Source organism: Paraburkholderia caffeinilytica (assembly GCF_003368325.1).
GTDB classification, from domain to species: Bacteria; Pseudomonadota; Gammaproteobacteria; order Burkholderiales; family Burkholderiaceae; genus Paraburkholderia; species Paraburkholderia caffeinilytica.
In genome coordinates this window covers 2,613,524-2,640,301 of sequence record NZ_CP031466.1, presented here as the reverse complement: position 1 = coordinate 2,640,301, position 26,778 = coordinate 2,613,524, and the positions used below count along the sequence as shown (strand labels likewise).

22 protein-coding genes are annotated in these 26,778 nt (G+C 63.4%); 11 read left to right on the top strand and 11 right to left on the bottom strand.

The features are described from left to right. Nucleotides 1-52: 52 nt before the first annotated feature. The 3 genes from DSC91_RS11750 to DSC91_RS11740 form a co-directional block, all read right to left on the bottom strand. Complete coding sequence (locus tag DSC91_RS11750; protein ID WP_115778303.1) at nt 53-2,320, bottom strand: YjbH domain-containing protein; 2,268 nt, start codon at nt 2,318-2,320, stop codon at nt 53-55. A 599-nt stretch (nt 2,321-2,919) separates the two neighbouring features. Continuing rightward, complete coding sequence (locus DSC91_RS11745; protein ID WP_115778301.1) at nt 2,920-4,185, bottom strand: DUF3443 domain-containing protein; 1,266 nt, start codon at nt 4,183-4,185, stop codon at nt 2,920-2,922. A gap of 10 nt (nt 4,186-4,195) precedes the next feature. Next, nucleotides 4,196-4,618, bottom strand: a complete 423-nt coding sequence (locus tag DSC91_RS11740; protein WP_115778299.1) for a DUF2844 domain-containing protein — start codon at nt 4,616-4,618, stop codon at nt 4,196-4,198. A 681-nt stretch (nt 4,619-5,299) separates the two neighbouring features. Here DSC91_RS11740 and DSC91_RS11735 point away from each other — a divergent pair. Both DSC91_RS11735 and DSC91_RS11730 read left to right on the top strand, forming a co-directional pair. Beyond that, the gene (locus DSC91_RS11735) at nt 5,300-6,556 is read left to right on the top strand and encodes an MFS transporter (protein WP_115778297.1); all 1,257 of its coding nucleotides are present in this window, start codon (nt 5,300-5,302) and stop codon (nt 6,554-6,556) included. A gap of 216 nt (nt 6,557-6,772) precedes the next feature. Continuing rightward, on the top strand, nt 6,773-7,843 hold the full coding sequence (locus tag DSC91_RS11730) for a porin (RefSeq protein WP_115779802.1): 1,071 nt from the start codon (nt 6,773-6,775) through the stop codon (nt 7,841-7,843). A 77-nt stretch (nt 7,844-7,920) separates the two neighbouring features. Here DSC91_RS11730 and DSC91_RS11725 read toward each other — a convergent pair whose 3' ends face one another. Then, the gene (locus tag DSC91_RS11725; RefSeq protein ID WP_115778295.1) at nt 7,921-8,385 is read right to left on the bottom strand and encodes a MarR family winged helix-turn-helix transcriptional regulator; all 465 of its coding nucleotides are present in this window, start codon (nt 8,383-8,385) and stop codon (nt 7,921-7,923) included. 164 nt (nt 8,386-8,549) lie between these two features. Here DSC91_RS11725 and DSC91_RS11720 point away from each other — a divergent pair, with 164 nt between their 5' ends. The 5 genes from DSC91_RS11720 (at nt 8,550) to DSC91_RS11700 (ending at nt 14,056) form a co-directional block, all read left to right on the top strand. Further along, complete coding sequence (locus DSC91_RS11720) at nt 8,550-9,332, top strand: crotonase/enoyl-CoA hydratase family protein (RefSeq protein ID WP_115778293.1); 783 nt, start codon at nt 8,550-8,552, stop codon at nt 9,330-9,332. A gap of 91 nt (nt 9,333-9,423) precedes the next feature. Next, complete coding sequence (locus DSC91_RS11715; RefSeq protein ID WP_115778291.1) at nt 9,424-11,307, top strand: feruloyl-CoA synthase; 1,884 nt, start codon at nt 9,424-9,426, stop codon at nt 11,305-11,307. Nucleotides 11,308-11,321: 14 nt separating this feature from the next. Further along, a complete protein-coding gene (locus DSC91_RS11710; RefSeq protein WP_115778289.1) occupies nt 11,322-12,224 on the top strand; it encodes an amidohydrolase family protein in 903 nt (300 codons plus the stop codon). A gap of 21 nt (nt 12,225-12,245) precedes the next feature. Beyond that, complete coding sequence (locus tag DSC91_RS11705; protein ID WP_115778287.1) at nt 12,246-13,019, top strand: SDR family NAD(P)-dependent oxidoreductase; 774 nt, start codon at nt 12,246-12,248, stop codon at nt 13,017-13,019. Nucleotides 13,020-13,123: 104 nt separating this feature from the next. Continuing rightward, a complete protein-coding gene (locus DSC91_RS11700) occupies nt 13,124-14,056 on the top strand; it encodes an alpha/beta hydrolase (protein ID WP_115778285.1) in 933 nt (310 codons plus the stop codon). Between the two features lie 162 nt (nt 14,057-14,218). Here the strand turns inward: DSC91_RS11700 and DSC91_RS11695 are convergent, their stop codons facing one another. Together DSC91_RS11695 and DSC91_RS11690 are read right to left on the bottom strand one after the other, a co-directional pair. After that, nucleotides 14,219-15,316, bottom strand: a complete 1,098-nt coding sequence (locus tag DSC91_RS11695) for an NAD(P)-dependent alcohol dehydrogenase (protein WP_115778283.1) — start codon at nt 15,314-15,316, stop codon at nt 14,219-14,221. A gap of 27 nt (nt 15,317-15,343) precedes the next feature. Further along, nucleotides 15,344-16,825, bottom strand: a complete 1,482-nt coding sequence (locus tag DSC91_RS11690) for a benzaldehyde dehydrogenase (protein WP_115778281.1) — start codon at nt 16,823-16,825, stop codon at nt 15,344-15,346. Between the two features lie 317 nt (nt 16,826-17,142). Here DSC91_RS11690 and DSC91_RS11685 point away from each other — a divergent pair, with 317 nt between their 5' ends. From DSC91_RS11685 to DSC91_RS11670, 4 genes are all read left to right on the top strand, one after another. Then, on the top strand, nt 17,143-19,011 hold the full coding sequence (locus DSC91_RS11685) for a sigma-54-dependent Fis family transcriptional regulator (RefSeq protein WP_115778279.1): 1,869 nt from the start codon (nt 17,143-17,145) through the stop codon (nt 19,009-19,011). A 233-nt stretch (nt 19,012-19,244) separates the two neighbouring features. Then, nucleotides 19,245-20,291, top strand: coding sequence for an aromatic ring-hydroxylating oxygenase subunit alpha (locus tag DSC91_RS11680; RefSeq protein ID WP_115778277.1), 1,047 nt, complete (start codon nt 19,245-19,247; stop codon nt 20,289-20,291). An 8-nt stretch (nt 20,292-20,299) separates the two neighbouring features. Then, nucleotides 20,300-21,247, top strand: a complete 948-nt coding sequence (locus DSC91_RS11675; RefSeq protein ID WP_175172012.1) for a PDR/VanB family oxidoreductase — start codon at nt 20,300-20,302, stop codon at nt 21,245-21,247. Between the two features lie 119 nt (nt 21,248-21,366). Further along, on the top strand, nt 21,367-22,140 hold the full coding sequence (locus DSC91_RS11670; RefSeq protein ID WP_115778273.1) for a GntR family transcriptional regulator: 774 nt from the start codon (nt 21,367-21,369) through the stop codon (nt 22,138-22,140). 78 nt (nt 22,141-22,218) lie between these two features. Here the strand turns inward: DSC91_RS11670 and DSC91_RS11665 are convergent, their stop codons facing one another. The 5 genes from DSC91_RS11665 to DSC91_RS11645 are packed head-to-tail and all read right to left on the bottom strand — an operon-like array spanning nt 22,219 to nt 26,675. Next, complete coding sequence (locus tag DSC91_RS11665) at nt 22,219-22,971, bottom strand: SDR family NAD(P)-dependent oxidoreductase (RefSeq protein WP_115778272.1); 753 nt, start codon at nt 22,969-22,971, stop codon at nt 22,219-22,221. Nucleotides 22,972-23,025: 54 nt separating this feature from the next. Beyond that, the gene (locus tag DSC91_RS11660; RefSeq protein ID WP_115778271.1) at nt 23,026-24,159 is read right to left on the bottom strand and encodes an FAD-dependent oxidoreductase; all 1,134 of its coding nucleotides are present in this window, start codon (nt 24,157-24,159) and stop codon (nt 23,026-23,028) included. A gap of 34 nt (nt 24,160-24,193) precedes the next feature. Then, complete coding sequence (locus tag DSC91_RS11655; RefSeq protein WP_115778270.1) at nt 24,194-25,357, bottom strand: alpha/beta hydrolase family protein; 1,164 nt, start codon at nt 25,355-25,357, stop codon at nt 24,194-24,196. Between the two features lie 19 nt (nt 25,358-25,376). Further along, nucleotides 25,377-25,736 carry a Rieske (2Fe-2S) protein gene (locus tag DSC91_RS11650; protein ID WP_115778269.1) on the bottom strand — a complete coding sequence of 120 codons (360 nt, stop codon included), beginning with the start codon at nt 25,734-25,736 and terminating at the stop codon, nt 25,377-25,379. Between the two features lie 6 nt (nt 25,737-25,742). Then, nucleotides 25,743-26,675, bottom strand: coding sequence for a VOC family protein (locus DSC91_RS11645; protein ID WP_115778268.1), 933 nt, complete (start codon nt 26,673-26,675; stop codon nt 25,743-25,745). Nucleotides 26,676-26,778 lie beyond the last annotated feature (103 nt).

Below are 26,778 nucleotides of genomic sequence, written 5' to 3'. Positions count from 1 at the left end.
GGACTGCCGCGGCGTCACTTTTTACGGCGGAGCAGCCGGTTGTCTCTCCATGTCAATCCGACTTCTGCGGAACACCGTCCGGCTTTGCATAGCGGTCGTACGCGTCGCGCATGCGATACATTTGCGTCGAGAAATAGGCCGCGCTAAAGCGTCCCTGGTTCAGCAGATATTGCTGAGTGCTATAGGGGAAGTTGAGGTTCTCCGCTGCATTGGGCGACAGGTAGTTGGTCGATCCAACGCGCGTACGGAAATCCAGCGCAAACGACTGGGCGCCGTCGAGCTGGGTAATGCCCGGCTTCATACCTTGACGCGGCGTGAGCGGGAAGCTGATGCTCGCACCCACGAAGCTTCCACGGCCGCTGTGTTCGCCATGCACGCTGACGGATACGTCGTCGAACCAGCGCGTCAGCGTGATCAGGGGACCCTTGTCGCCCCCGACATAGCGCGCCACCCCACCCTCGATCCATAGGTTCCACGAAGGTTGAACCCATCGGTAGGTGATCATTGCGTTTTCCTGGTGCGACAGCATGTCTTGACCAGGCTCCTGGTGCAGATACGCGAGACGCAGTCGCACGATGTCCGGACGGCCTGGGACGAATGCCGTGGTTTCGTTCTCGATGCCCACGTAGTGGTAGTTGAACCTGCCCACGGCGGCCACGTTCAGGACTTGCGGCATGATCCAGAAACTCTGCGCCAACGCGGCAGTGGCCAACCCGCCGCGTAGGCGGTATTGGCTAAACACGCGGTGATCGTCCATATTCTTCGTGTTGTACAGCGGCGCGATGTAGCTCGCGTACAGTTCGGCGCCCCGCCAGAGCGGAACGAATCCTTGAATATTTGCCGCTAGCGAAATATCGAAGTTTCCATACTCCGTGCCATAGAGATAACTCGTCACGGGCGAGATCTGAATGCGCGTGAGTCCATGACGCCGATCGTCGCCATGCCATGCAATCGAGTCCGCGTCATAGGTCGGTCGCGTTCGCATCGTCATCGATGCGCTTGCTGCCGAAGGTGTCCCACCGGCGAGAAACTGTGCGTAGGCTTCGCGATCGACGGCGATGTCGGCGAGCGCATCATTGGCCTTCTTGACCACGGCGCGGATTCGCTCTATGCCATGCGGCGCGTTGATGCTCGCCACGCCCAGCACGATGCCAAGCGCGTCGGCTTCGTTCTGGTTGTACCGGTGGTTCTCGTATTCGACGATGAGATCCCGGCCGCTGATCCCCACTCGCACGCGTTCGAGACCAGCGGCAAACAGCTGCGCCGCAATCGAATCGAGCGCGGACGTGTCCAGCGACTCGGAAATAGCGGGCGCGCGCTCAGCGGACACCGCAGGGGTTGTTTCGGCGACAACGACAGTCGCCTGGGATTGCAGCGGCGGCACAAATGGAACCCCCTCTCCGGCAAGGCGATTCGGCTGTTCCGCCATTGCCGCCTCGGGTAGCGGCTGCAAGTTGCGCGACACGATCGCTTCGTTCGCGGCTGCGTCGGTTGGTGCCTGTTGCACCTGTGCGTGGGTGCCGTCGCACAGACCGTCTGCGCAGCGCTGCGAATTGAACCGGTTGCCGAACGGTATCTGGATCCCCACCGAGATCGACGTGCGCGGCGATACGCCGTCTGTCGATCTGACCGCGCGCGTTATCGTGCCGATTACGTTCGCGTCGGCTAGCCAGCTGATGCGAGGCGATTGATAACGGATGCCTACGTAGGGCGTCTTCGAATCATGCTCTGCCAGCAGCGATAGTCCCGTATGCCAAAGCGACAGCTGGGCACCTCCAAACAGGCCATCGAGCCGATCGCCTTGTCCATAGCCGATTGTCAGGTTGAGCGGCCCAACGGCCTGGGATACCGCGCCGTACTTCGAGCGAAAGAAATGGGTTTGACCACCAATGTCGGTCATGCCGAAAGCGATGGCCGGCTGATATTTGAAGAACTGCGGCACGGCCAGTTTGACATCGGCCATCAAATGACGAAGGACAACATGGTCCGCTCCGGCGAACGGCGCCGGCACATCTGCCGGATAGTTCGCCAGCCCGCCGGCAACCTCGACATACGGCAGGAGCCCGACCGCCCCCCAGTAGATCTGGGAACCCGTCGCCTTCTTGCCGTATCGAGGGTCGATATAGTCGTTGTACTGTGCTTCGCCGACACCTTCCGGCAACGGGTACGCATAGGGAATCACCAGGCCGCCTGCCTGGCCGAGAGAGTTCAGTGCCGGGTCGGCAGCATGCGCCGACGCCGAAAATAGCAGTGCAACGGCGAGCGCCAGCGCTTGCGGCGCGAATTGAGGTCGATATGCGCGCAATCTGCAGAGTCCCATTTGTGATGAAGCCGTTGAAGGACGTAGTAACAAAGCAGGGATCACATGACAGGACCGGTCGACTCCCCGGACTTCCACACACAATTCGCTTCTTTCGACGCTTCAAGGAATGCCGTCATCACGCACGAAGGCGCGCTACACAGCCACGTTACACAGCCACGCCGGCTGTCGTGCCGCAGATAGACTTCTGGATTCGCAACCGACCCGCGTCGAGCGCGGCGGCGGCCTTCCGGCTCGCAGCCCTCCTCAACGCCGCAGACTTGCCGAACGTGCGATTGCAACGAGGCGCTTCTGCAAAGAGACTCAAGAGTTGCCCGTCACGCGTCCCTGCTTCCCAATCTGTCGCCGCATCACTTCTTTATCGTTGAGATGTCCGGATCTTTACTGAAGTGCCTTGTTCACTGGAGTCGATCCTATAGAACAATTACAATTTCTGACACCGCGTGTCCGAATGGGACCCAATGTTGGCGAATGCAGTCATACGTGAGGGGCGCGCCCTTCTTGTATTGCCCGTGCAGACAATCAGCAGAAGTGCGCGTATCGCGCTATCGAAGAGAGACTCGACGTTGTCGATTTCCTGCCGTGCAGTTGAGCGTATCTCAGTACGCTATATACGGACCCACGCCGCCGGGCGTCGATTGTTGCTCGACGGCGGCATAGACGTTGCGCCCGTAGAAGAACGGCATGCCCCAGACGAAGATCGTCGGGGTGACGATTGCCGGACCGGCAAGCAGCGGCATCACTGAAATGCTGCCATGAATCTGCATGAGCTCAGCGCCATTGCCGACCTCAAATGAGACCGCACTGTTCGTACCATTCACACCCTCGATCATGGCGCTCAACTGCTGCGTCGTTGCGGGGCAGTAGTACGAGTTGTTCGGGCTCGCGCAGATCGGCAGCGCGCTGGTTTGGAAGAAGAGTCCGTTCGAGCCGCTGTCCATGATGCTCCTCGAATAGGTCGTGCCGTTTTGCACCGTGCTGAACGTGCCGCTTGACGGACTGACCCCGATCACCTGCGCATTGCCCAAGCCGTTATTGCTCTGCGTGCCGATGCCGAACACCAGTTGTCCGGTGAGCGATGTTTCGCCGCTTGCCGACGCGGTTGGCAGCATCAGGATCGAGCCGTTGTTATTGGTCGCGAAGTAGGGAATCGGATTGGCAACCTGCAGGCTCTCGGCGACGGCGATCGACGTGCAACTGTCCCCGACGCAGCCATAGTAGGTCGCCGGCACGGCGTTGCGCGCGCAGGCCGGGCCGCAATCGCGCTTGAACACGCCAATGCCGAGTATTCCGTTAGCCGCCATACTCGTCGGAGTATTGCGAGACGCGCCGAGACTGCTGCAGTCCGACGGCATGGCACCATAGCTCGGATCGATCACCTGAACGGGCAGCGACGCAGCTCTTTCACCTCCGATCAGTACATCGGCAAGCCGCACCGATCCCCACGTATAACCGTCGAAGAACTGCATGCACTCGGCAAGCGGATTGCCCGCACTATCCTTCTGCTGCGGCAGCAGGAGCGACGGTGGAAGTTGCGAGGCGAACAGGCGCAGCCCCGACGAGCCGGTGTCAACCTGGACGTGATCGACGGTTTGACACTGCGTCGTGCCCGGCACGCAGAGCGTAACGCTGACGAAGGGTATATTCGGCACGCCAATCACGCCGAAATCGACAGTCACCGCCGCGGCGTTAGACGCCAGCGCTTGCGGCGCGGGAGGCGCGCTCGTGAGCGACTGCGCTGGCGCCGATGTACCGGATGACCCACCGCCGCCGCCCCCGCATCCAACCATGAGCACCGCAAGCAATGTCGCCGCGAGCAGCTTAAGAAGCGAGCCTGAACGAAGGAGCGAATCTGGATCGCGCATGATTGCTCCGCTATTGAATGACGCTGGCGTCGACGCCGGCCGGCATTGCTTGCGGCAAATACGCGTAGCCCGCGAACGCACGCAAATGGCCGGCGGAGAACACCACCAGCGTATCGTTCGAGACAGCAAGCGGGGTTGCCCGGCGCGTCGCGATGGCCGCGACATATTGATCGAAAGCTTCGCCGAGCGTAGCCTTCAGATTCGGCAATGTCGGTCCTTCCCAGGCGACGCCGAACACGATTCCGCTCGCCGCGACATACTCGCGTAACACCGTGCCCGAGGGCAGCGTAATCAGATGCACGGTGTATGCGAGTTGCGAAGTGACGCTGTGGGCCGTGGCATGCATTCGAACCTGGTCGCTGCCTACGCTGCTGACCCTCCCGCCGAGGGTGGCCTGCGCGGGAAAAGGCAACGCGCAAGTCGCCACGAGCATTGCGCAAGCAATGCCGGTACGAAATATCGCTTTCACGAGTTTCTCCCCCCAAGTGAAAGCAGCCTGATTGGCCGTTTTCACTATCTATAATTAATTTTTAATGCAAACCGTTTAATCGGTCTTTCACGGCTTGATTTTTCAATGGACCCCACCGTTTGCGTCAAAAACGCATGGGCGTTCCCATGGCCACGCGTGCGAGGTCTATATCGCATCCCTGGATTGCTCTGGGCTTGATGTCGGTCGCAACAGACTCGCTCGTGAATCTCGTATCGCAATGACCGTGCCACAAGAGCGCAAACGCTTGCTGCGCGATAAACAGCATGGTCGCAATGCGGTCGGCAGGTGCCAGACAGGCGCCTAATGTTGCGCCTGCGTTACACGCAGGACGCTCGATCTAATTGGAAATGCCCGTTTCCCCAAGGGCGCGGGCGAGCCTGTGCTACCGCGCGTCCAGCGTGCATAAGGCTGACGCGGGGATCCCACGAATGTTCAGGCGCAACAAGGCGGCGACGAACGGGAGTGAGGTGCCGCAAAACCTGTCTCAACATTGAGACGGGATGGGGCCGCGTGGCCTTCAGCGTTTTCCCCTACCAGTCCCTGCTTGCATTCCCTCGTAAACAACTTATGATATATAACAAATATAAATCATAATCAAATGCAGGGCTGACAGGAGACACTTTCATGAGCATTACCACGCAACACGATACGACCTACGAGCGTAAGACACTTGTTCTGCTCGGCCTCGGGTTTGGCCTCGTCGGTCTCGACCGCTGGATCGTCGCGCCACTGTTTCCTCACATGATGCGCGATCTGGGGCTGAATTTTCAGCAGCTCGGCAGTCTGATCGGCATCCTGAGCGTCACATGGGGAATCTGGGCAATCGCGATGGGGCCCGTGTCCGACCGCATTGGCCGCAAGAAAATACTCGTTGTGACGATGGTCGCGTTTTCCCTGTTATCGAGTCTGTCGGGGCTCGCCACGAGCTTCGCTAGTCTGATGCTGATCCGCGCGGTAATGGGTATCGCCGAAGGCGCGTTCACGCCGGCAAGCGTCGCAGCGACCGGGGAAGCGTCGTTGCCGTCGCGGCGCGGTTTTAACCAGGGTTTGCAGCTCAGCATGTTCTCGCTGCTCGGTCTCGGCTTCGCACCCATCCTCGCGACGCAGTTGCTGCGGGTCGTTCCGTCGTGGCACTGGGTATTCATGATTTCGGCGGTGCCCGGGCTGATTGTGGCGTGGCTGATTGCCCGCACCTTGCGTGATCGGCCACGTAACGAGCCTGCGTCGTCTGCCGCGGGCGTAGCCAGGCCGCGCTGGACCGCGTTGTTTGCCAGCCGGAACGTATTGCTCGCGATGGCCGCGATCCTATGTGCGATGGCGGGCATCTTCGTCGTCAGCGCGATGGTACCGACGTATCTCGTCGAAGTGTTGCATCTGGATACGCAGAGCATGGGTTTCGTCGTGTCGGCGATCGGCTTCGGTGGATTCATCGGTTCTTTCGGCGTGGCGGGCGTCTCCGACTACATCGGACGTCGCAACGCGGCAGTCGTCGCGTTCGTAGCTGCAGCGGTGCTGTTGTACGTGTTCTCCCGCACCGGCTCGAATCCGCAACTGCTGTTCGTGCTCCTGTTCGGCATCTCGGTGTTCGCGCTGGGACTGCTCGGACTGCTAAGCGGGCCTATCGCCACCGAAGCGGCGCCGCTTGGACTGGTTGCGTCGTCGGTCGGGTTTGTGTCCGGCACGGGTGAAATTTTCGGCGGCGGTCTCGCGCCTGCGATTGCGGGCTTTATCGCACAACACTTCGGCCTTGCTTCCACGCTTGATTTCGCGCTTGGTGGCCTGATCGCCGGCGCCGCGGTTTCGCTGTTCCTCGTCGAGACCGCGCCACGCAAACTCGAGCGTCGCGCGGTGGTGTCCGGCGCTTCGAGCGACGCGGCCTGAAACGCCGGCACACCGGTTTTCGATGCGCGCCGTGTCAGCGGCGCTTGAGTTCCCGCGCGTCCGCACAGATCCGACCTTCCCGAGCCCGTGGCGAGCATGAACTGCCTCGTCCGGAGCCGTCGCATTCAGATCAGGTCGCGCCACAGAAGCAGCACTAAACCAAACGACGACGCGAAGTCGCAACTTTGATATCAGGTAAGGAGACAGTCAGTGAAGATGAAAGCGATTGGTACGGCGGCGGGCATGCTCTTCGCATGTCACGCGTTTGCCCAAAGCAGCGTGACGATCAGCGGCCTGATCGACGGCGGGGTGTCCTACGTCAGCAACGAGGGTGGCGGTCATACCCTGAAGTTCGATGACGGGATCGCGGTGCCGAACCTTCTGAAGCTCACCGGCAAGGAGGATCTCGGCGGCGGCACGCGGGCGGTTTTCGACCTGACGAATCAGTTCCAACTCGGCAGCGGCTCCTTCATGCCCGGACAGAGCCTGTTCAGCCGCACGGCGTACGTAGGTCTCGATGACGATCGTTTTGGCCGTCTCACGCTAGGCAATCAGTATGATTTCATGGTCGACTCGCTGTTTTTCGGCTACAACGACGCGGCCCTTTACGCAGCGGGTGTTTACGACTTCCGCAACGGGCCATTCGCGAAGCTTGCGTTACCGAACAATCCGACCGGCGCGTTCGACTGGGACCGGATGGCCGGCGAGCGGATCACCAATTCGGTCAAGTATCAGAGCGCGAGTTTCAATGGATTCTCGGCCGGTGCCATGTACGGCTTCGGCGGCGTGGCTGGATCGATTGGGTCGGGCAACGCGTCGAGCTTCGGGCTCAACTATGTGAACGGCGCATTCGGCGTGAATGCCGCCTATACGCTCGTCAAGACGGCGACCACCGGTGGTCAGGACAGCGTGCGTAACTGGGGTATCGGCACCCACTATCACTTGGGCGCGGTCACGTTGACGGGATTGTTCACAACCGTGCACAACAATCTGAACGGCGCTGGCGTATGGCAGATCGAGGCCGGCAGCGTGTGGCAGATCGGTAACGTGTGGAGCCTGAGCGGCGCGTATTCGTATATGAAGGGGAACGCGGTGGTTGACGACAATCACGCGCACCAGCTGACGGCGATGTTGCAGTACACACTGTCGAAGCGCACCAGCGTTTATGTCGCGACCGTTTATCAACGCGCCAATCAGGGGGCCAACGCGCAGATCAACGACGTGATGGTGGCGTCGAGCTCAGCTTCGCAGTTCATTGGCCGTATCGGCATGCAGACACACTTCTGAGCGGTGTTCAGCAGGTTCGCCTGCTTCAGTTCGTTCGTACCCGGTCGCGGCATTGCCGCGACTGGACAGCTGCCGGTTCAGTCGACAAAGATCTTTCTCAACAGCATTTTCAACTGCTCGCGTTCGGCTGTGGAAAGCCTGTCTACCGCAGCGTCGTCTGCTTCCGCCGCCGCTTTCAGGGCGCGGCCACAGAGTCGCGTGCCTTGCGCCGTCAGTTCGACGAGTTGCGCGCGCTTATCGTCTGGATTGCGTTGCCGGGTGAGCAGGCCACGCGCCTCGAGCCGGTCAAGCAGCGTTGCGAGATTGGGCGGCGCCACCACGAGCGCTTCCGCCAGTGCCTTCTGATTGATCCCGGGATTGTTTTTCACGATCGACAGCACGCTGAATTCCGCTTGCCGCAGGTCGTGTTTTTCCATCCGTTCATCGAACTGCGACTGGATGACGAGGTACGCCCGGCGCAGGTTGTAACCCACGAGGCCGAGCAGTTCGGCCTGGTCGGCCTGGTCGTCGGCAGTGTTGTCTGGAGCGGGTTTTGAGGCCATGGGGATAGACGTTTTCGCGCAAGAGAGGGCATATCGATCATAACACGCGCCTCTTCGAAAAGAGGCGTGCGGGCCTGCAACGCGCATGCCCAGGCTTGTCACCCAAATAGTTATGGTGTATAACTAATTCATTGTTTCAACACCGATGTTCAACGACCATGCACATGACGCAACCTGACTATCAGTATCTGAACGTCCAGCTCGAGGAATCGATAGCGCTGGTCTGTCTCAATCGCCCCGCCAAGCGTAACGCGATCAGCGATGCGTTAGTGGCGGAATTGCGCCATGCGTTCGAAACGATGCCGGAGGCGGTGCGGGCGATCGTCCTGCACGCCGAGGGCGAACATTTTTGTGCGGGGCTCGACCTGGCCGAGATGCGCGAGCGCGGCACGGTGGAGGCGATGCATCATTCACGCATGTGGCACGCCGCTTTTGAGCAGATCCAGTTCGGCCGGGCGCCGGTCGTCGCGGTATTGAAGGGGGCGACCATCGGCGGCGGTCTTGAGCTTGCCTCGGCATGCCACGTCAGGGTCGCGGAGGAATCGGCGTTTTACGCGTTGCCGGAAGGCAGCCGCGGCCTTTTCGTGGGCGGTGGCGCGTCGGTGCGGGTGCCGCGCCTGATCGGCGTCGCACGGATGGCGGACATGATGCTGACCGGCCGGGTTTATAACGCAAAGGAAGGGTATGACGCCGGGATCGCCCAGTATCTGGTGAAGAACGGCGAAGGCCTCGCCAAGGCACGGGAACTTGCCGGGCGGATCGCGCAGAACTCGCCGACCACCAACTACGCCGTGACACAGGTGCTGCCGCGAATCGCCGATCAATCGATCCAGGACGGTCTGCTGACCGAGTCGCTGATGGCGGCGATTGCGCTGAGCGACCCGCAGACGCAGGAGCGGCTGGCGGCGTTCCTCGAACATAAGGTCGGCCGCGTGCGCCCCACATAAATCCGCGCTCGCTCATCACGCAACAAGATCATCACGCAACAAGATGGCCGCACACGGCCACCGCAAACAGGATGATGGACGGAGACAATTGATGCCAGTACATACCTATCGGCGCGTAAATTTCGGCGTCGGTCCCCTTGAAGTGATCGAAACGGCCGACGGCGCGCTCCGCGTTCGCTCGACCACGCCGCTGGGTCCCTATCCCGAGCGCGTGATCGACCGGCTGTTCGAGCATGCCGCCGCCGCGCCCGAGCGCACCCTGATGGCGCGTCGTGGCCCCGACGGACAGTGGCAGCATGTCAGCTACGCGCAAGCCGCCGCTGCGGCGCGCAGTATCGGCGAGGCGCTGCTCGCGCGTGGCCTCTCGGCCGAACGCCCGGTCGCGATTCTGTCCGGCAACTCGCTGCAACACGCGCTGGTTGCGCTCGGCTGCATGTGCGCCGGCGTTCCGTATGCGCCGGTATCCCCCGCGTATTCGCTGCTGGACAAGAGCTACGGGAAGCTGCGCCACATTCTGTCGATGCTGACGCCGGGTCTCGTCTTCGCCGACGACGGCGCGCGCTTTGCCGCGGCCTTGTGCGAAGCGGTGCCGGCCGACGTCGAGGTCGTCGTCGGCGAGACGCCGCCGGCCGCACGCACGAGTACTTTGCTCGACGAACTGGCCGCCACCGTGCCGACCGACGCTGTCGAGCGGGCGCGGGCCGCGACCGGTCCCGATACGATCGTCAAGTTCCTGTGCACGTCGGGCTCGACGAAGATGCCCAAGGCGGTGATCAACACGAACCGGATGTGGTCCAGCAATCTCGTGATGGAAACCGCGGCGTGGCCGTTTCTTGCCGAAGAACCGCCGGTTTTTATCGACTGGCTGCCCTGGCATCACACGTTTGGCGGCAACCAGAATTTCGGACTGACGCTGTTCCACGGTGGCTCGCTCTACATCGACGACGGCAAGCCGACGCCGGACGGCATGGCGACAACGCTCGCCAACCTGCGTGAGATCTCACCGACGGTCTACTTCAATGTGCCGAAAGGGTGGGAAGAAATTGCCCGTGCATTGGAGCAGGATGCCGGGTTGCGCGCGACCTTCTATCATCGGCTGCGCATGCAGTTCTATGCCGGAGCCGCACTCGAACAACCCGTCTGGGACCGTCTTCACCGAACTGCCGTCGCGCATTGCGGTGAACGGATCGTGATGAATACCGGACTGGGCATGACGGAGACCGCACCCTCCGCGCTGATGATCGTCGAGACCGAAGTGGTGGCGGGGCAGATCGGCGTACCGCTGCCGGGGATGGAGCTGAAGCTCGTGCCGGTCGGCGACGGCCAGAGCCGCAAGCTCGAGGTGCGCTATCGCGGTCCGAACGTGACGTCCGGATACTGGCGTGCGCCGGAACAGAGCGCCGAGGCGTTTGACGAAGAGGGCTTCTTCTGTTCGGGCGACGCGGTACGCTGGCTCGATCCGTCGGACCCCAACCGCGGCTTCGTTTTCGACGGCCGGGTCGCCGAAGACTTCAAGCTGAATACCGGCACCTGGGTGAGCGTGGGTCCGCTGCGGCAACGCGTGATTGCGGCCGGGAGTCCCTATGTCGGCGACGTTGTCGTTACCGGACACGACCGCCACGAAATAGGCATCCTGATCGTGCCGAATCTTGCCGCATGCCGTCAGCTTGCCGGGGCATTTGTTGACGTGCCGGCGGCGCAGGTCTACGCGCATCCGGAAGTCGTCGAGATGTTCCGCGCGTTGCTGGACGCATTGTATTCCGAGGGCACGGGCACCTCGAGCCGCGTCGCGCGTGCCGCGCTACTCGATCCGCCGCCGTCTCTCGCGACCGGCGAAGTGACCGACAAAGGCTCGATTAACCAGCGTGCCGTGCTCTTGCAGCGCGTCGCGATCGTCGACGCGCTCTACCGCGGCGACGCCACACTAACGGTCTGGGTGCCGCGCTCGATCGCGGCCGCCGAAAAGAGTCTTTGATGGAGGAGCGCCTGATGGATATCGACAATCTGATCGCAATCGACACACACGTCCACGCCGAGGTGTCGTGTTGCCAGCCGCCCGATCTGTTCGGCAAGGAATTCGACGACGCGGCCGACAAATACTTCGGCACCGTGCTGCGCAAGGGGCGCCGTCCGACTATTCCCGAGACGATCGACTATTACCGGGAACGCAAGATCGGTTTCGTCATGTTCACCGTCGACGCCGAGAGCCAGATGGGCCGCCGCCGTATTCCGAACGAGGAGATCGCCGAGTTCGCCGCGAACAACCGCGACATCATGATTGCGTTCGCGAGCATCGATCCGCACAAGGGCAAGATGGGCGCACGCGAGGCACGGCGATTGATCGAGGAATGCGGCGTGCGCGGTTTCAAGTTCCATCCGACCGTGCAGGGTTTCTATGCCAACGACCGGATGGCGTATCCGCTCTACGAGGTGATCGCGGAATACGGGTTGCCTGCGATATTCCACAGCGGCCATTCCGGCATCGGCAGCGGCATGCCCGGCGGCGGCGGTCTGCGGCTCAAGTACTCGGAACCGATCCACCTGGACGACGTTGCGGCCGACTTCCCCGACATGAAGGTCGTCATCGCGCATCCCTCGTGGCCATGGCAGGACGAGGCACTGTCGATCTGTCTGCACAAGCCGAACGTCTATATCGACCTGTCCGGCTGGTCGCCGAAGTATTTCCCGCCGCAACTGGTGCAGTACGCGAACTCGCTGCTGAAGGAGCGGATGCTGTTCGCCTCCGATTTCCCGCTGATTCATCCGGACCGCTGGCTCGACGATTTCCAGAAAGCCGGCTTCAAACCGGAAGTGCATCAACTGCTGCTCAAGGACAACGCGGTGCGCCTGCTCGGTCTCGGCGCGAAGCCTGAAACGGCGCAGGTTGGCTAATCTTTTAAAGGAACCTGGGATATGCAAGCAGAAGGACAGGCGGCGCTCGTCACCGGCGCCGCATCGGGGCTCGGCGCGCAGACGGCGCGCGCATTGGTTGCAGCGGGCGCGCGAGTCACGTTGCTGGACGTGAACGAAGCAGCGGCGCACGCGCTGGCGGAAGAACTTGGCCACGCTCATGCGGTCGCCCAGCGTTGCGACATTACGGATGCAGCCTCAATCGAAGCGGCCCTCGACGCCGGCGAGCGCGCGCACGGCCCGGCACGGATTCTGATCAACTGCGCGGGGATCGGCGGCGCGAAGCGGCTCGTCGGCCGCGACGGTGCGCCGATGCCGCAGGAGGATTTCGCGCGGGTCATCAACGTGAACCTGCTCGGGACGTTCAACGCGATCCGCCTTGCAGCCGCCCGCATGACGGCGGCCGAGCCCATGGCGGACGGCGAGCGCGGTGTGATCGTATGCACAGCGTCGGTGGCCGCCTACGACGGTCAGGTGGGGCAGGCGGCCTACGCGGCGTCCAAAGGCGGCCTCGTCTCGCTCACGTTGCCGCTTGCGCGCGATCTCGCCCAGTACGGCGTACGCGTGATGACGATCGCGCCGGGACTCTTTCTCACGCCATTGCTCTACGCGCTGCCGGAAGAGGTTCAACAGTCGCTTGCGGCTTCGATTCCGTTTCCGAAGCGGCTTGGCAAGCCTGAGGAGTTCGCGGAGCTGGCGCTGCACATCGTGCGGAACGTGGCGTTGAACGGCGAAGTGATCCGGCTCGACGGCGCGTTGCGGATGGCGCCGCGGTAACGCGGAGCCATGGCGTGCATCGCACGGCTCGGCGCGGATCGTCGCGTCGGTCAGAATGAAAACGCAGTTCCGATATTCGCAAGCTCAACTGTTCGGGATCAACCATGCTGGATAAACAACTCGAAGCCATCGTTGCACAGGCGAGCGCGGCGGGTGTGCCTGACCTCTGCGATCTGCCGGTTGTCGCGTCTCGCGGCTTGTACCGGCAAATTCTCGCGGCCGCCGACGTTGCGCCGGCAGACGTAGACGTGTCCGAGCGCACGATCGACGGTCCAGGCGGACCGCTTGGTTTGCGCATCTACACGCCGCGCGGTGAAGCGCCTCACGGCATCGTCGTCTACTACCACGGTGGAGGCTTCGTGCTCGGCGATCTGGATGGCTATGACAACGTGTGCCGTCAATTGAGTGACGATGCGGGGGCGGTTGTCGTGTCGGTCGACTACCGCCTCGCACCCGAGCATCCGTTTCCCGCCGCAGTGGACGATGCGTGGGCAGCATTCGAATGGGTGGCGGCGCATGCCGCCGAACTGCTCCGCGAAGATGCGCGCATCGCGGTTGCCGGGGATAGCGCGGGCGCCTTGCTTGCAGCGGTAACGAGTCTGCTGGCGCGAGATCGCAACGGGCCGGCGATTGCATTCCAGGCGTTGGTGTATCCGCCGGCAGCGGCCGGCGTCCATGGCGACTATCCGTCGCGAACCCGCCATGCCGATGGGCCGACGCTGACCCTGCGTTCGATCGACTATTTCGCGCGCCACTATTTCGGCGAGGGCATCGTTCCCTCGGACTTCCGCGCCGCGCCGCTGCTCGCCCCGGACCTCGCCGGCCTGCCGCCGGCGCTGCTTCAGATTGCCGCGTTCGACCCGTTGCGCGACGAAGCCCTGGCGTACGGCGAGCGCCTGCTTGCGGCCGGCAATGCCGTGACGGCAATCGAATATCACGGGCTCGCGCACGGCTTCATCAGCATGGGCGGCGCCGTCGCAGCGGCCCGTCTTGCGCAACAGCAACTCGCACAGGCATTGCGCAGCGCACTGCGTTGAGCGCAGACGACAGCGGAGGGTTCGCTTCGCTCAAGCTGTCGCTCACGCTGCCGCTCACGCGCGGTCTCTCGTGATCTCGCGCGGTCATGTAACAGATCCAGATGACTTCGCATGCGAGCGCCGGGTTGGTGACCGGCGCTCGCACTCGTTTGCTGCGGGGACTTACATCCGGACGATCGGCTTGATCGTGCGCCCTTCGAGTGAATCGGCGATTGCCGCGTTGATCTCACCGAGCGAGTAGAACTTCACCATCCGGTCGAATGGAAAACGCCCTTGCCGGTGCAGTTCGATCAGTGTCGGAATAAACGCATCTGGGTTCGATTCGCCCTCGACGATCCCCATCAGGCGGCGTCCGCCGCTCATGAAATGCACCTCGTCGAGCACGATCTCGGTGCCGGGCGCCGATGCGCCGAGGATCCCGCAGGTGCCGCGTGGCGCGAGACTGTCGGCCGCCTGACGGATCACCCTGGCGACGCCGGTCGTATCGAGTACGTAGTCGATCCCGTAGCCCGTCAACGCGATGAGCGATCCCACCACGTCGTCGCGCTCGGGGTTCAGCGTATGCGTCGCGCCGACGCTGCGCGCGAACTCGAGCCGTTCATCGTGCAGGTCGATCGCGACGATCGTCGTCGCGCCGACCACGCGCGCGGCCATCACGGCCGAAAGCCCGACCGAGCCGGCGCCGAATACCGCGAAGCTGGCGCCGGCCGTCACGTTCAGCGCGTTCATGACAGCGCCGGCGCCGGTCTGCACGCCGCACGCAAGCGGGCCGAGCAGTTCGAGCGGCGCGTCACCGGGCACCTTCACGACGTTGCGTTCGTGACATAGCGCATGCGTCGCAAACGACGATTGTCCGAAGAAATTGCCGTGAATCCGCTCGCCGTCCTTCGAGAGCGCGCTGCTGCCGTCCGCGCGACTGGCGAAGAAGTTGCGCGGAAAGAACGCATGGCAATAGCTTTGCGCATGCGCGACACATGAAGGACATTGACCGCACGAATCGTAGGTCATGACGACGGCGTCACCGGGTGCAACCTTACTCACGCTGCGCCCGACCCGTTCGACGATGCCCGCGCCTTCGTGGCCGAGCACCACCGGGTGCGGCGTTGGCAGCAGGCCGTCGCGCACCACGACGTCGGTGTGACATACACCGGTCGCCACCACGCGCACGAGAATTTCGTCATCGCGGGGGTCTTCGAGCTCGAGTGTTTCCAGGGTGAGCGGTCCGCCCTTGTCCCGCACGACTGCGGCTTTGATTCTCATTGCTTGTCTCCTTGTTGTCGGTAGTCGTCAGAACGGCGTCGAGCTGGCAGCGCCTTTCACCGTCACCCATTGCCATTGCGTGTATTCGTCCAGGTCGGACGGACCGCCGACGCTGCTGCCATTGCCGGACTGTCCGCGCCCGCCGAACGGGTTGACGCATTCGTCGGCGACGGTCTGATCGTTGATATGCAGGAGGCCGCTTTTCAGCCTCTCGCCAATCGCCGTTGCGCGGCCAACCGATGCGCTGATCACCGCGCATGACAGGCCGTATTCCGTGCGGTTCGCCAGCTCGACGGCTTCATCGTCGGTGTCGAACGGCGTGATGGCCGCGACGGGTCCGAAGATTTCCTCGTCGAACGCGCGCATGCCGGGCTGAACATTCGACAGCACCGTTGGCTTGTAGAAAAGCCGTTCGTAGGAGCCGCCTGCTTCGAGCACGGCACCCGCTTCGATGGAGGCTCGCACGATTGCGTCCACCTGCGCCAGCTGCCGGGCGTTGATGAGCGGTCCGAGCGCGACAGTGCCGCTCGCCGGGTTGCCGACCGGCAAATGACTGGCCTTCTCGACGAGTCGCCGCGTGAGTTCCGCGGCGATCTTGCGATGCGCGACGATGCGGCCGGTTGCCATGCAGATCTGCCCCTGGTGAAAAAACGCACCGAACGCGGCGTTGCTTGCCGCGACGTCGAGGTCGGCGTCGTCGAGCACGATCAGCGTGTTTTTGCCGCCGAGTTCGAGCGAGACTTTCTTCAGATGGCGTCCGGCAAGCTCGCCAACCTTGCGTCCCGCAGCGGTAGAGCCGGTGAAGGCGATCATCCCGACCTCGCGCGCTTCGACGAGCGCCGCGCCCGCGTCGGCGTCTCCGGGCAGTACCTGCAGCAGGCCCGGCGGCAGTCCGGCTTCCTCGAACGCGCGCGCAATCAGGAAACCGCCGGAGATGGGCGTCTGCGGATCGGGCTTCAGCACGACGGCATTCCCCGTCGCGAGCGCAGGCGCCACGGAGCGCATCGACAGGATCAGTGGAAAGTTGAAGGGCGAGATGACGCCGACTACGCCATGCGGGACGCGCCGCGCGTAGCTGAGGCGGCCTGCTGTTGTCGGCAGCACGAGACCCTGCGGCTGCAGCGGCAGACTTGCGGCGATGTGCAGAAGCGTGGCTGCCTCGGCGACTTCATGTTGCGCTTTCGCGAGAATGCCGCCGGTTTCGCGGGCGATGTAGCGCGCGAGCGCATCGGCGTCGCGTTCGAACGCTGCGGCGGCGCGGCGAAACACGGCGGCGCGTTCGCGGGGCGCAAGCGCGGCCCATGCCGGTTGTGCCGCAGCGGCTTGAGCCGCGGCGCGCGCGACATCGGCCGGGCGCGCAAGGCCGACTTGCGCGAGGCATTCTCCAGTGGCGGGCTCGATCACGTCACGCGTTTCGCCGGCCGCATACCAGGTGCCGTCCGCGCCGCCGAACAGGCGGCCGGTCCATTGTGCTTGATCGATGAGCCGGTTTGGCTGGGCTTCTGCCATGTTGCTTGTCTCCTTGGTTTGAATAGATGCGCGGATCAGTAGGCGCACGAACTTCTACGCAATAGCCATGCCATTGCGGTTGCGCATGCTGGATGACCCTGCCTGGTCACGGCGGCCGGGCGCGGATGGCATGGCGTGAGGCACGCAGACGCGTTGTTGTCCGGGCATTCGTCAGCGCGGCGCGTCGGCATGGCCGGGGTATCTTCGGCTTGCGCAATTGATAAAAGTTATATCAAATAATAAATATGGTTTTTGATGATTTCATAAGATAACTATTTCCTGCTCCCGGCACAAACGAAGAGCGCAAGGAGACGCACATGTTCGATTCGACCACACGATCGCCGGCCGCTCCCGCCCGAGTTTCGCTCGCGGAAGCCGTGCGTCTCTCGGGTGCGCTGATGAAACCGGGCGACAGCGCGCATCTCGACGCCGGGGCTGCGCCGACGCTCGGCGATCTGGCCGAATGCCTGTTCTTCTCGCCTGGCGACGGCCGGATCTGGCTCAACGACCAGCGCATGCTGCTGCTGCACAGCGCGGCATTCGGCTCCCTGCGGCGCGAGTTGATCGAATGTGTCGGCAGCGAATCCGCGCGCCGCTTGCTCACTCGTGCCGGCTATGCGTCGGGCGCACGCGATGCGGCGCTCGTACGGCAGCGCTGGCCCGAAGCCGAGGGTGCATCGCTGCTGGCGGCGGGCACGCGTCTGCACGCGCTCGAAGGCGTGGTGAAAGTCGAGCCGCTGCACTTTGCGTTCGATGCCGCGAGCGGTCGCTACGACGGCGAATTTCTCTGGCATCACTCGTCGGAAGCGGACGAGCATATCGCGGCCTACGGAGTCGGCAATGAGCCGGCCTGCTGGATGGAGCTTGGCTATGCGACCGGTTATGTGAGCGGGCTGACTGGCACGTTGGTGATCTTTCGCGAGGTCGAATGCCGGGCGATGGGCAGCGCGGTGTGTCGCGTGACTGGGCGCAACGCGCTGCGGTGGGACGACGTCGCGGACGACCTGCGCTATCTCGACTGGCCGGCGGTGGACGGTAACGAAGGGACGCGCGAGAGTGCCGCGTTGCATGCGGAGACGACAGAGAAGGCGGAGACGACGGAGAAGGGCGGACGGATTCGCCGCCCGGCTGCGCGGGCCGCCTCCACGCTGGACGACGACGGGCTGGTTGGGCGCGCTGCCGCTTTTGTCGCGGCTCGCGATGCGATGAAGCGCGTCGCGCCGACCGACACCGCGGTGCTGCTGACCGGCGAATCCGGCGTAGGCAAGGAATTGTTCGCCGCAACGCTGCATCGGCGCAGCCGTCGCGCGGCGGGACCATTCATCGCCGTCAACTGCGCGGCGTTGCCCGATTCGCTCGTCGAAGCCGAATTGTTCGGTGTCGAGCGCGGTGCGTTCACCGGCGCGATGCAGTCGCGTGCGGGGCGCTTCGAGCGCGCGTCGGGCGGCACGTTGTTTCTCGATGAGATCGGCAGCCTGCCTTATGCGGCGCAGGGCAAGCTGCTGCGTGTGCTGCAGGAGCGCGAGGTCGAGCGCGTCGGTGGCGTGCGCACGCTGCGGGTCGATGTCCGCGTGATCGCGGCGACCAATGTCGAGTTGCGCGAAGAGGTGAAGTGCGGCCGGTTTCGCGAGGATCTGTTTTACCGGCTCAACGTGTTTCCGATCGTGATTCCGCCGCTGCGCGAACGCCGCGACGATATTGCGTTGCTGATCGACGGCTTCATGCTGCAGTTTTGCCGCGAGCATGGACGCACTACGCCTGGCCTCACGCCGCGCGCGCGACGCACGCTGCTGAACTACGCGTTCCCGGGGAATATCCGTGAGCTGCGCAACATGGTCGAGCGCGGCGTGATCGCCGTCGACGATGACGAGCCGATCGACCTCGCTCATCTGTTTCGCCATGAGCCTTTGCCGGCGGCCGAGCTGTATTCGGTAGACGGCGGCATCCTGCGCGCCGAGCCGGCAGTGAGACCGGCGAGCGGGTTGACGGAGGCTGCCGTGTTGGGCGCGCCGGTGTCCGCGCAAGCGCTCTCGCAGGCGCCCATATCGATCGGCGAAGTCGAGGCGCAACTTCTGGCCGACGCACTGTCGCGTGCGCGCGGCAACGTGTCGGCGGCTGCACGGCTCGTGGGTTTGACGCGCGCGCAGTTCGCTTACCGGATGTCGAAGCGCGGCGGCAAACGCTGACGTTCCGGCGGATGAACTCGCCGTGCGCATCGCCCGTGTTTACCCGCAAATGACGAGGAAAGATTAGACATCCCTCTCGCAATGTATACAATCGTCGTCAAATGAAGGTGTGTGATGTCATCCGCGTACGAAGGGTCATGCGTTTTATACCTTAAATCATGCATGTTCTGGCGTATGAGATCGGTGCGCCATCAATCTGGTTTTAATTTATGTATACAATGTGTGGTGGAGACATGATCCTGAAAAACACCTGGTACGTGGCGTGCACGCCCGATGAAATCGCCGGCCGGCCCCTTGGCCGCCGGATCTGCAACGAGAGCATGGTGTTGTTTCGAGGACCCGACGGCGCGGTCGCCGCGCTCGAAGACTTCTGCCCGCATCGCGGCGCACCGCTGTCTTTGGGGTTCGTGCGCGACGGTCAACTGGTCTGTGGCTACCATGGTCTGCAGATGGGCGCCGAGGGTAAGTGCGCCGGCATGCCGGGGCAGCGGGTCGGCGGGTTTCCGGCGATTCGCCGCTTCCCCGCGGTCGAGCGTTACGGTTTCATCTGGGTATGGCCCGGCGATCCATCGCTCGCCGATCCCGCAAAGATCCATCACCTCGAATGGGCGGAAAACCCTGAATGGGCATACGGCGGCGGCCTCTATCACATCGCTTGCGACTACCGTCTGATGATCGATAACCTGATGGACCTCACACACGAAACCTACGTGCACGCGTCGAGTATCGGTCAGGCGGAAATCGAGGAGGCCGCGCCGGAGACGAAGGTCGAGGGTGACACGGTCGTGACACGCCGCTTCATGGAAAACATCATGCCGCCGCCATTCTGGGCGGCTGCATTGCGCGGCAACGGACTCGCGGACAACGTGCCGTGCGATCGCTGGCAGATCTGCCGCTTCGCGCCGCCGAGCCACGTGATGATCGAGGTGGGCGTCGCGCATGCGGGCAAGGGCGGTTACCACGCCGATCCGCAGCACAAGGCGTCGAGCATCGTGGTCGACTTCATCACGCCTGAAACCGACACGTCGATCTGGTACTTCTGGGGCATGGCACGCAATTTCAACCCGCAAGATACCAAGCTTACCGAAACGATTCGCGAAGGACAGGGCAAGATTTTCGCGGAAGACCTCGAGATGCTCGAGGCGCAGCAGCGCAATCTGCTGGCCCATCCCGAGCGCAATCTGCTGAAGCTGAACATCGACGCGGGCGGCGTTCAGTCGCGCCGCGTGATCGAGCGCCTCATCGCGAACGAGCGCCAGCCTGTCGCCGCTGCATCCTGAGGTCCCGCATGGAAGTCAGAATCATCCGTAAAAGCACGATTGCCAACGACATCTGCGCGTTCGAACTGGCGAGCGCTGACGGTATGGCGTTGCCCGCCTTTTCCGCGGGTGCGCATATCGACGTTCATGTGGGCGATGGGCTCGTGCGCCAGTATTCGTTGTGCAACGCTCCCGGCGAGACGCATCGGTACGTGATCGGCGTGTTGCGCGAAGCCGGTTCGCGGGGCGGGTCGATCGCGATGCATGCGCTCGCCGAAGGTCAACTGCTGGAGATCAGCGAACCGAAAAATCACTTCCCGATCGTGGGTGGCACGACTCACGCACTGTTGCTGGCGGGCGGCATCGGCGTGACGCCGATTCTCAGCATGGCCGAGCATCTCGCGGCTTCGGGGGCGGCCTTCGAGATGCACTACTGCACCCGTGATCCGGGCCGCGCGGCGTTTCGTGAAAGGCTCGCCGATGCGCGGTTCGCGGGGCGGGTTCATCTATACTTCGATAGCGCGCCCGCGGACGAACGTGTGAATCTGCGCGCGTTGCTGGTTGCCCCTGAACCCGGCAAGCATCTGTATGTATGCGGGCCGGCGGGATTTATCGAGGCAGTGCTGAGCATCGCGCTCGCCGCCGGTTGGGATGAACGGAACCTGCATCGGGAATACTTCGCCGCGCCCGTGCAGCCCGAGGCCGCGAGCGACCACTTCCAGGTCAAGCTGGCCGGCAGCGGGCAGGTGATCGACGTCAAAGGCGGGCAAACGGTTATCGCAGCGCTGACGGCCGCGGGTGTCGACGTGCCGACCTCATGCGAGCAGGGCGTCTGCGGTACGTGTCTGACGCGTGTGCTGTCGGGCGAGCCGGATCATCGGGATATGTATCTCACCGACGACGAACGGAACGCCAACGACTGCTTTCTGCCGTGCTGTTCGCGTTCGAAGTCGCCGATACTGGTGCTTGACTTGTGACGGCGTGGCGACGCGGTGACGTACGGATACCGCAACCGCCTGGCCATTCCTGAAGCACAACGCGAGAAGCACAACGCGAAAAGCACAACACCAGAAGCACAACGCATGGAGCACAACGCGTGGAGCAAAACGATTCAACCCAACTCGATGCGGGCGCATCGAGTTCGGCGTCGCAAACGGTAAAAGCACAGCTAGGTCTGCGTGAGCTGATTCTCGCGGGTGAACTGGCGCCGGGGGCGCGCATCACCGAATTGTGGGTGGTCGACAGGCTCGGCGTTTCGCGCACGCCCGTGCGCGCGGCGTTGATGCGTTTGCAGGACGAAGGTCTGCTCGATCCACTGCCGTCGGGCGGTTATGCTGTGCGCTCGTTTACCGCGGATGAGATCTACGATGCGATCGAGCTGCGGGGCACCCTCGAGGGCTTGGCCGCGCGGCTCGCAGCCGAGCGCGGAGTCGATCCATCGTTGATGACGCAACTGCGCGACTGTGTTGCGCAGATCGACGACGTCCTGGGCGATACCAACCTGTCCGAGCCGCAGTTCTCCCAGTACATCGAGCTCAATGAACGGTTTCACCGCCTGCTGGCCTCCGCATGCGGTAGCAGTGTCGTCGAAAAACATTTATCCAAAGCGATGGCCTTGCCGTTCGCGTCGCCGAGCGGGTTTGTGAAGGTGCAGGCAGTCGCGCCCGATGCGTACAACGTGCTGATCGTTGCGCAGACTCAGCACCGCGCGGTGCTCGACGCGATCGAGCGCCGCGAGGGCGCGCGTGCCGAAGCGCTGATGCGCGAGCACGCCCGCATTGCCCATCACAATTTGCAGAACGCCTTAAAAAATCAGCAGACACTCACGCAGCTGTTTGGGGGCAACCTGATCCGGCAATGGTCGCGCTAGTCTGATTGGCGCGCGTCCAGGCAGCTCAATGACATGAACGAAGACTGCAAGACATGCGGTGCCCCCTGAGGTCAAGCGTTAGAAGCCGAACCCGCCGCCGTCGACGTTCAGCACCTGCCCGGTGATGAATCGGGCATCGTCGGATGAGAGAAACGCCAGTGCGCCGGTCAGGTCGTCAGGAACCTCGGTGCGCGGAATAAACTGGCGTGCGCGCACGGCGTCGAACGCTTCGGCCGGCAAATTTGCCGCGCTGCCCGCATGACGTGTCAGGCCAGGGGAAATGGCGTTGACCGTGATCCCATGCGCACCGAGTTCGGCAGCGAGAGCACGCGTCAATCCGATCACGGCCATCTTGCTGCTCGCGTAGGCGGACATGCCTGGCGGCGGTCCCCAGACGGTGCTGGACGCCAGATTGACGATGCGCCCCCAGCGCCTCTCAATCATGCCGACGGAGAATGCCTGAGCGAGCAGGAACGGTGCATCGACGTTGACGGTCATGATCTGCCGCCACAGCGTCGCCGTAATCGACGCTAGCGGCGCCATCGGCATGAAGGCGGCGTTATTGACCAGCACATCGACCTTGCCGACCTGTTCGAGCACTTGTGCGGCGAAGCGCTCGACATGGGCCGGATCGGCGAGATCGCAGGCGAACCTCGTAGCGCGACCGCCGGCCGCATTGATCTGCGCGGCCAGCGCGTCGCAGGGTTCACGGTCGGTCAGGACCAGTTCGTGGCCGCTTGCCGCGAGGCGCAGCGCGAACGCCTCGCCCAGTCCGCCGGCGGCGCCGGTAACAACGGCCACGCGGCCGTTGGCGTTATTCGATGTCGTCACGTCAGTGTGTCTCCGGTCCCATGCAAAACTGTGCGTATTGGAAAACGCGGTCTGTCAAAGCGGCGCACGCAGAGCCTGCTGCGCTTCGACCATCACGCGCGTATGTTCTTCACGCGAGCCACCTTCCTGCTCGATCTGCCCCATGCGGCCCGAGGCCGTGACCACCAGCCGCGCGCGGTCATAGTGACGGCCCGCGTAAGCGACCAATGCGCCCTCCAGAGAATGGCGGCGCTGCAGTTCCTCGGCCAGCACGATGGCGCCTTCGACGGCGATACCAGCCCCCGACGCCAGATGCGGCGTGGTGGCATGCACCGCATCGCCGAGCAGCACGATACGGCCTTTGTGCCACGGCGCTGCGACCATGTGACCGGCAAGCGGCCGGTACAGTATCCGATGACTCTTGAGCGAGCCGTTCAGCAGGCCTGCGCGGAATTCACCGATCGCTCCGCCGAACTCTTCCAGCAATCCGGCGAGCATCAGCGGCCATTGATCCGGTGCGATGAAGTCCGTCCCGTCGCGCTTGTCGAGCACGAACAGGTAGCATTCGGTCGCGCTGATCGGGTTCATTCCCGCCTTGGTGGTCTTGCCCATGCAGATCGTCGAGTTCTCCCGCAGGCGCGGCACCACCGCGCGCCACGATCCCTGACCCGTCAACTTCGGACCAGGGAAGTCCGGCATCACGAGCTTGCGTGTGGCCGAATTGATGCCGTCTGCGCCGATCACCAGATCGTAGCGGCCGCGGCTGCCATCGGTGAAGATCACGTCGACGCCGTCTTCATCCTGCACGATGTTCTCGAAGCTCAAGCCAAGCCGGACGTTCGCGCCGGCGTCGTGGGTGGCGTTGCCGAGGATATCGGCCAGCACCGTGCGCATGATGCCCGCAGCGCCCGGCAGATCTTCCGCGCCGATCGCCGGCGCTACGGGTACGGTCACATCCAGTTGACCGTTTGCGTCGCAGATATCGACGGCTTTCCAGGAACCGCCGCGGCGCAATACCTCGTCGATCACACCGACCTCGCGCAGGCCGCGTAGCGTGGGGCCGCTGATCGTGATGCCGGCGCCGTCCGGCGCCCATTGCGGATTGACTTCGACGAGATCGACGGCGATGCCCTGCCTGCGCAGCATGATCGCGGCGCACATGCCGCCAATGCCGCCGCCGACGATCAGGACTTTCTTGACCAGTGCCATAGTGTGTCTCTGTATGCGATGTGGAATCGTCCGGTCAGGCGACCGAACCGCCGAGCTGTTCGGCCAGCCAGTCGGCAATCTGGTTGCCGGCGTTCAAGGGGTTGTCGAGCGAACTGTGTTCGACGCCGCCCTCGCGGGCCGTGAAAATGAACAGGTCCTTCTTCGGACTGTTGACGAGTTGTTCATAGGTCTGGTGCGCATATTTCAACGGGATTTGCCGGTCGTTCTCGCCGTGCGTGACGAGAAAGGGCACGCGAATACGGTCGAGCACGCCGTTCAGGTGCATGTGCTGTGCCTTGGCGAGGAAGTCGTCCATATCCTTCGCGCCGAACACCCACTGCACGTGTTTCCAGTAGTGGGGCACCGGGTTTTCGCCTTCACGCTTCAGGCGCGCCTGCTGCACTTCGCGCCAGTCGTGGTTCGCGCCCCAGACGGCACCGCACGCGAAGCGCGGTTCGAACGCCACGGCGCGCGGGCAGTAGTAGCCGCCCAGCGATACGCCTAGCGCGCCGATACGCTGCGGATCGACTTCATGATGCTGCTGCAGCCAGTCGACGATGGGCGCGGCCCAGACTTCGGTGTTGTGCACGGCTGGCAGGCCGGCAAGGCGCAGGGCCTCGCCGGTGCCGGGCTGGTCGACGAAGAGGGCGGACAGCCCGCGCCGCGCGAACATCGTGCCCATCACGCTCTTCTGCAGCATTTCCTTGGTCGAGTCGAGCCCGTTCATCACGACGACGATCGGCGCGCGTTGCCCCGGCGCGAGACCTTCGGCGCGCACATACAGCGCAGCCAGGTGTGTGCCGGCATAGGGAATCTCCACGCGCACGCAGTTTTCCCGGGCCAGTTTGCGGCCCTGCTCGAACAGTTCCAGCGAACGCTTGTAGATCGCGAGGCGGGCCTCGAAACCGTGTGCCTGCATGCGCTCCGCAATGCCGTAATACAGGCCGGCGCGGCCAAGCTTCTCTCCTGCGGACAGCGTGTGGCCGCGCGCCAGATCGTCGTCGGCCAGCGCGATCAGGTTGTCGGCGCCGCCTTTCCATGCTTCGTAGAAGGCCTGCGTGCCGGGATCGTCGCCGGCGCGGGCCGCCTCGAGCAGGGGCGCGCACATCGCATCCACCTCTCCGATGTTGCCGCCGTGCGTGAGGGCGATCATCGTCGAGAGGCTCCAGACGTAATTGGTAGGGAAGTACTGGAACATGGTGTGGTCGTATCAGATATCAGTCGAAGATCGAAGGCAGCTCGGCGGGAATCCAGACCTGGCCGTTCTCAATCCGAGCCGGCACTTTCGTCAGGTGCCGGCCGGTGCAGGGGCCGGCGAAGCAGCGGCCCGTGCGGATGTCGAAATGCGCCGAGTGCGCGTAGCAGACGATGTGTCGTCCGTCGCCGGAAAGGAAACGGTCCTGACGGTACTCCATCGGCCGGTGCTCATGCGGACAGTCGTTGAGCCAGACGAACACCTCGTCGCCTTGCCGCACGACGCATAACTGGTCGTCGAGCCCGTGCCGCAACAGGCCGCGCGAGCCGCCGTCCGGCAGATCGTCCAGCGCACAGAGCACACGTTCGGCGCACGTCGTCATGTCGGGTTACTCGCCCGGTGCCCACTTGCCGCGGGCATCGAACAGGAAAATCTGCGAATTGTCCGAGCCGGGATCGCAGGCGCGCGGGCTCCAGTTATCGTCGTGCAGGTCCATGTCGGCATCGAACTCGATGGTCGCGCCGAAGGGGCTATTGAAGTACCAGAAGTAGTTGCTGCCGAGAATGTGGCGGCCCGGACCCCAGAAGCTCTTGTAGCCCTTCCTGACGAAGTTCCAGCCATGCTGCAGCACTTCGCTGGCCGAGCCGAGATGGAACGTGAAGTGGTTGCAGCCGATCATGTGATCGTTCTGGCTTTCGATCATGAACAGCGTGTGGTGATCATGCGTGCCGGCCGGGCGCATGAACGGGCCCAGATGATTGAAGCGGTCGGTGACGATAAAGCCGAGGCGGGCGTAGAAGGCTTCGGCCTTCCGTGCGTCTTCGACGAAATACACCACGTGCGAGAGCGTGCGCGGCTTGATCACGGTGTCGGGGTCGACGGCGCAGTCGTTGGGTGCGCGGCCGGGTGGCTGTCCCGGAACGTTGAAGCCCAGATAGCGCGTCTCGTACTTGCGGCGGCGCGTGACCATGAACGCGATCCCGAAGCCGGCATCGTCGATGCAGTGCAGTGTGCCGTCGGCATCGACGCTCACTTCGCGGTCGGCTTCGAGATTGGCTTTGATCGACGCGAGCGTGTCGGCATGGTCCACGCCATAGACGGTCTCGCGCAGGCTCGGGGTCGCGGCCTTCGGCGGCAGCGGCGGCAGGCTCGGGTCATCGGCTGCGCGCATGATGAGGCCGGTGCCGTCGAGCGCGGTGAAGATGCCGCCGCGCACCGGATCGTAGTCGACTTCGTCGAGGCCGTAGTCGAGCAGATACTGGCGCGCGCCGGCCATGTCGTCGATGCCGAAGACGAGGAATTCAAGTCCGACAATTTTCATGATGCCTCCCGCTGGGCCGCCCCGAGGGAGGCATCGGCCCCCTCGGGGGGCAGTGAACGATAGTGAGCGTGGGGGTAGTTCATGATGCCTCCCGCTGGGCCGC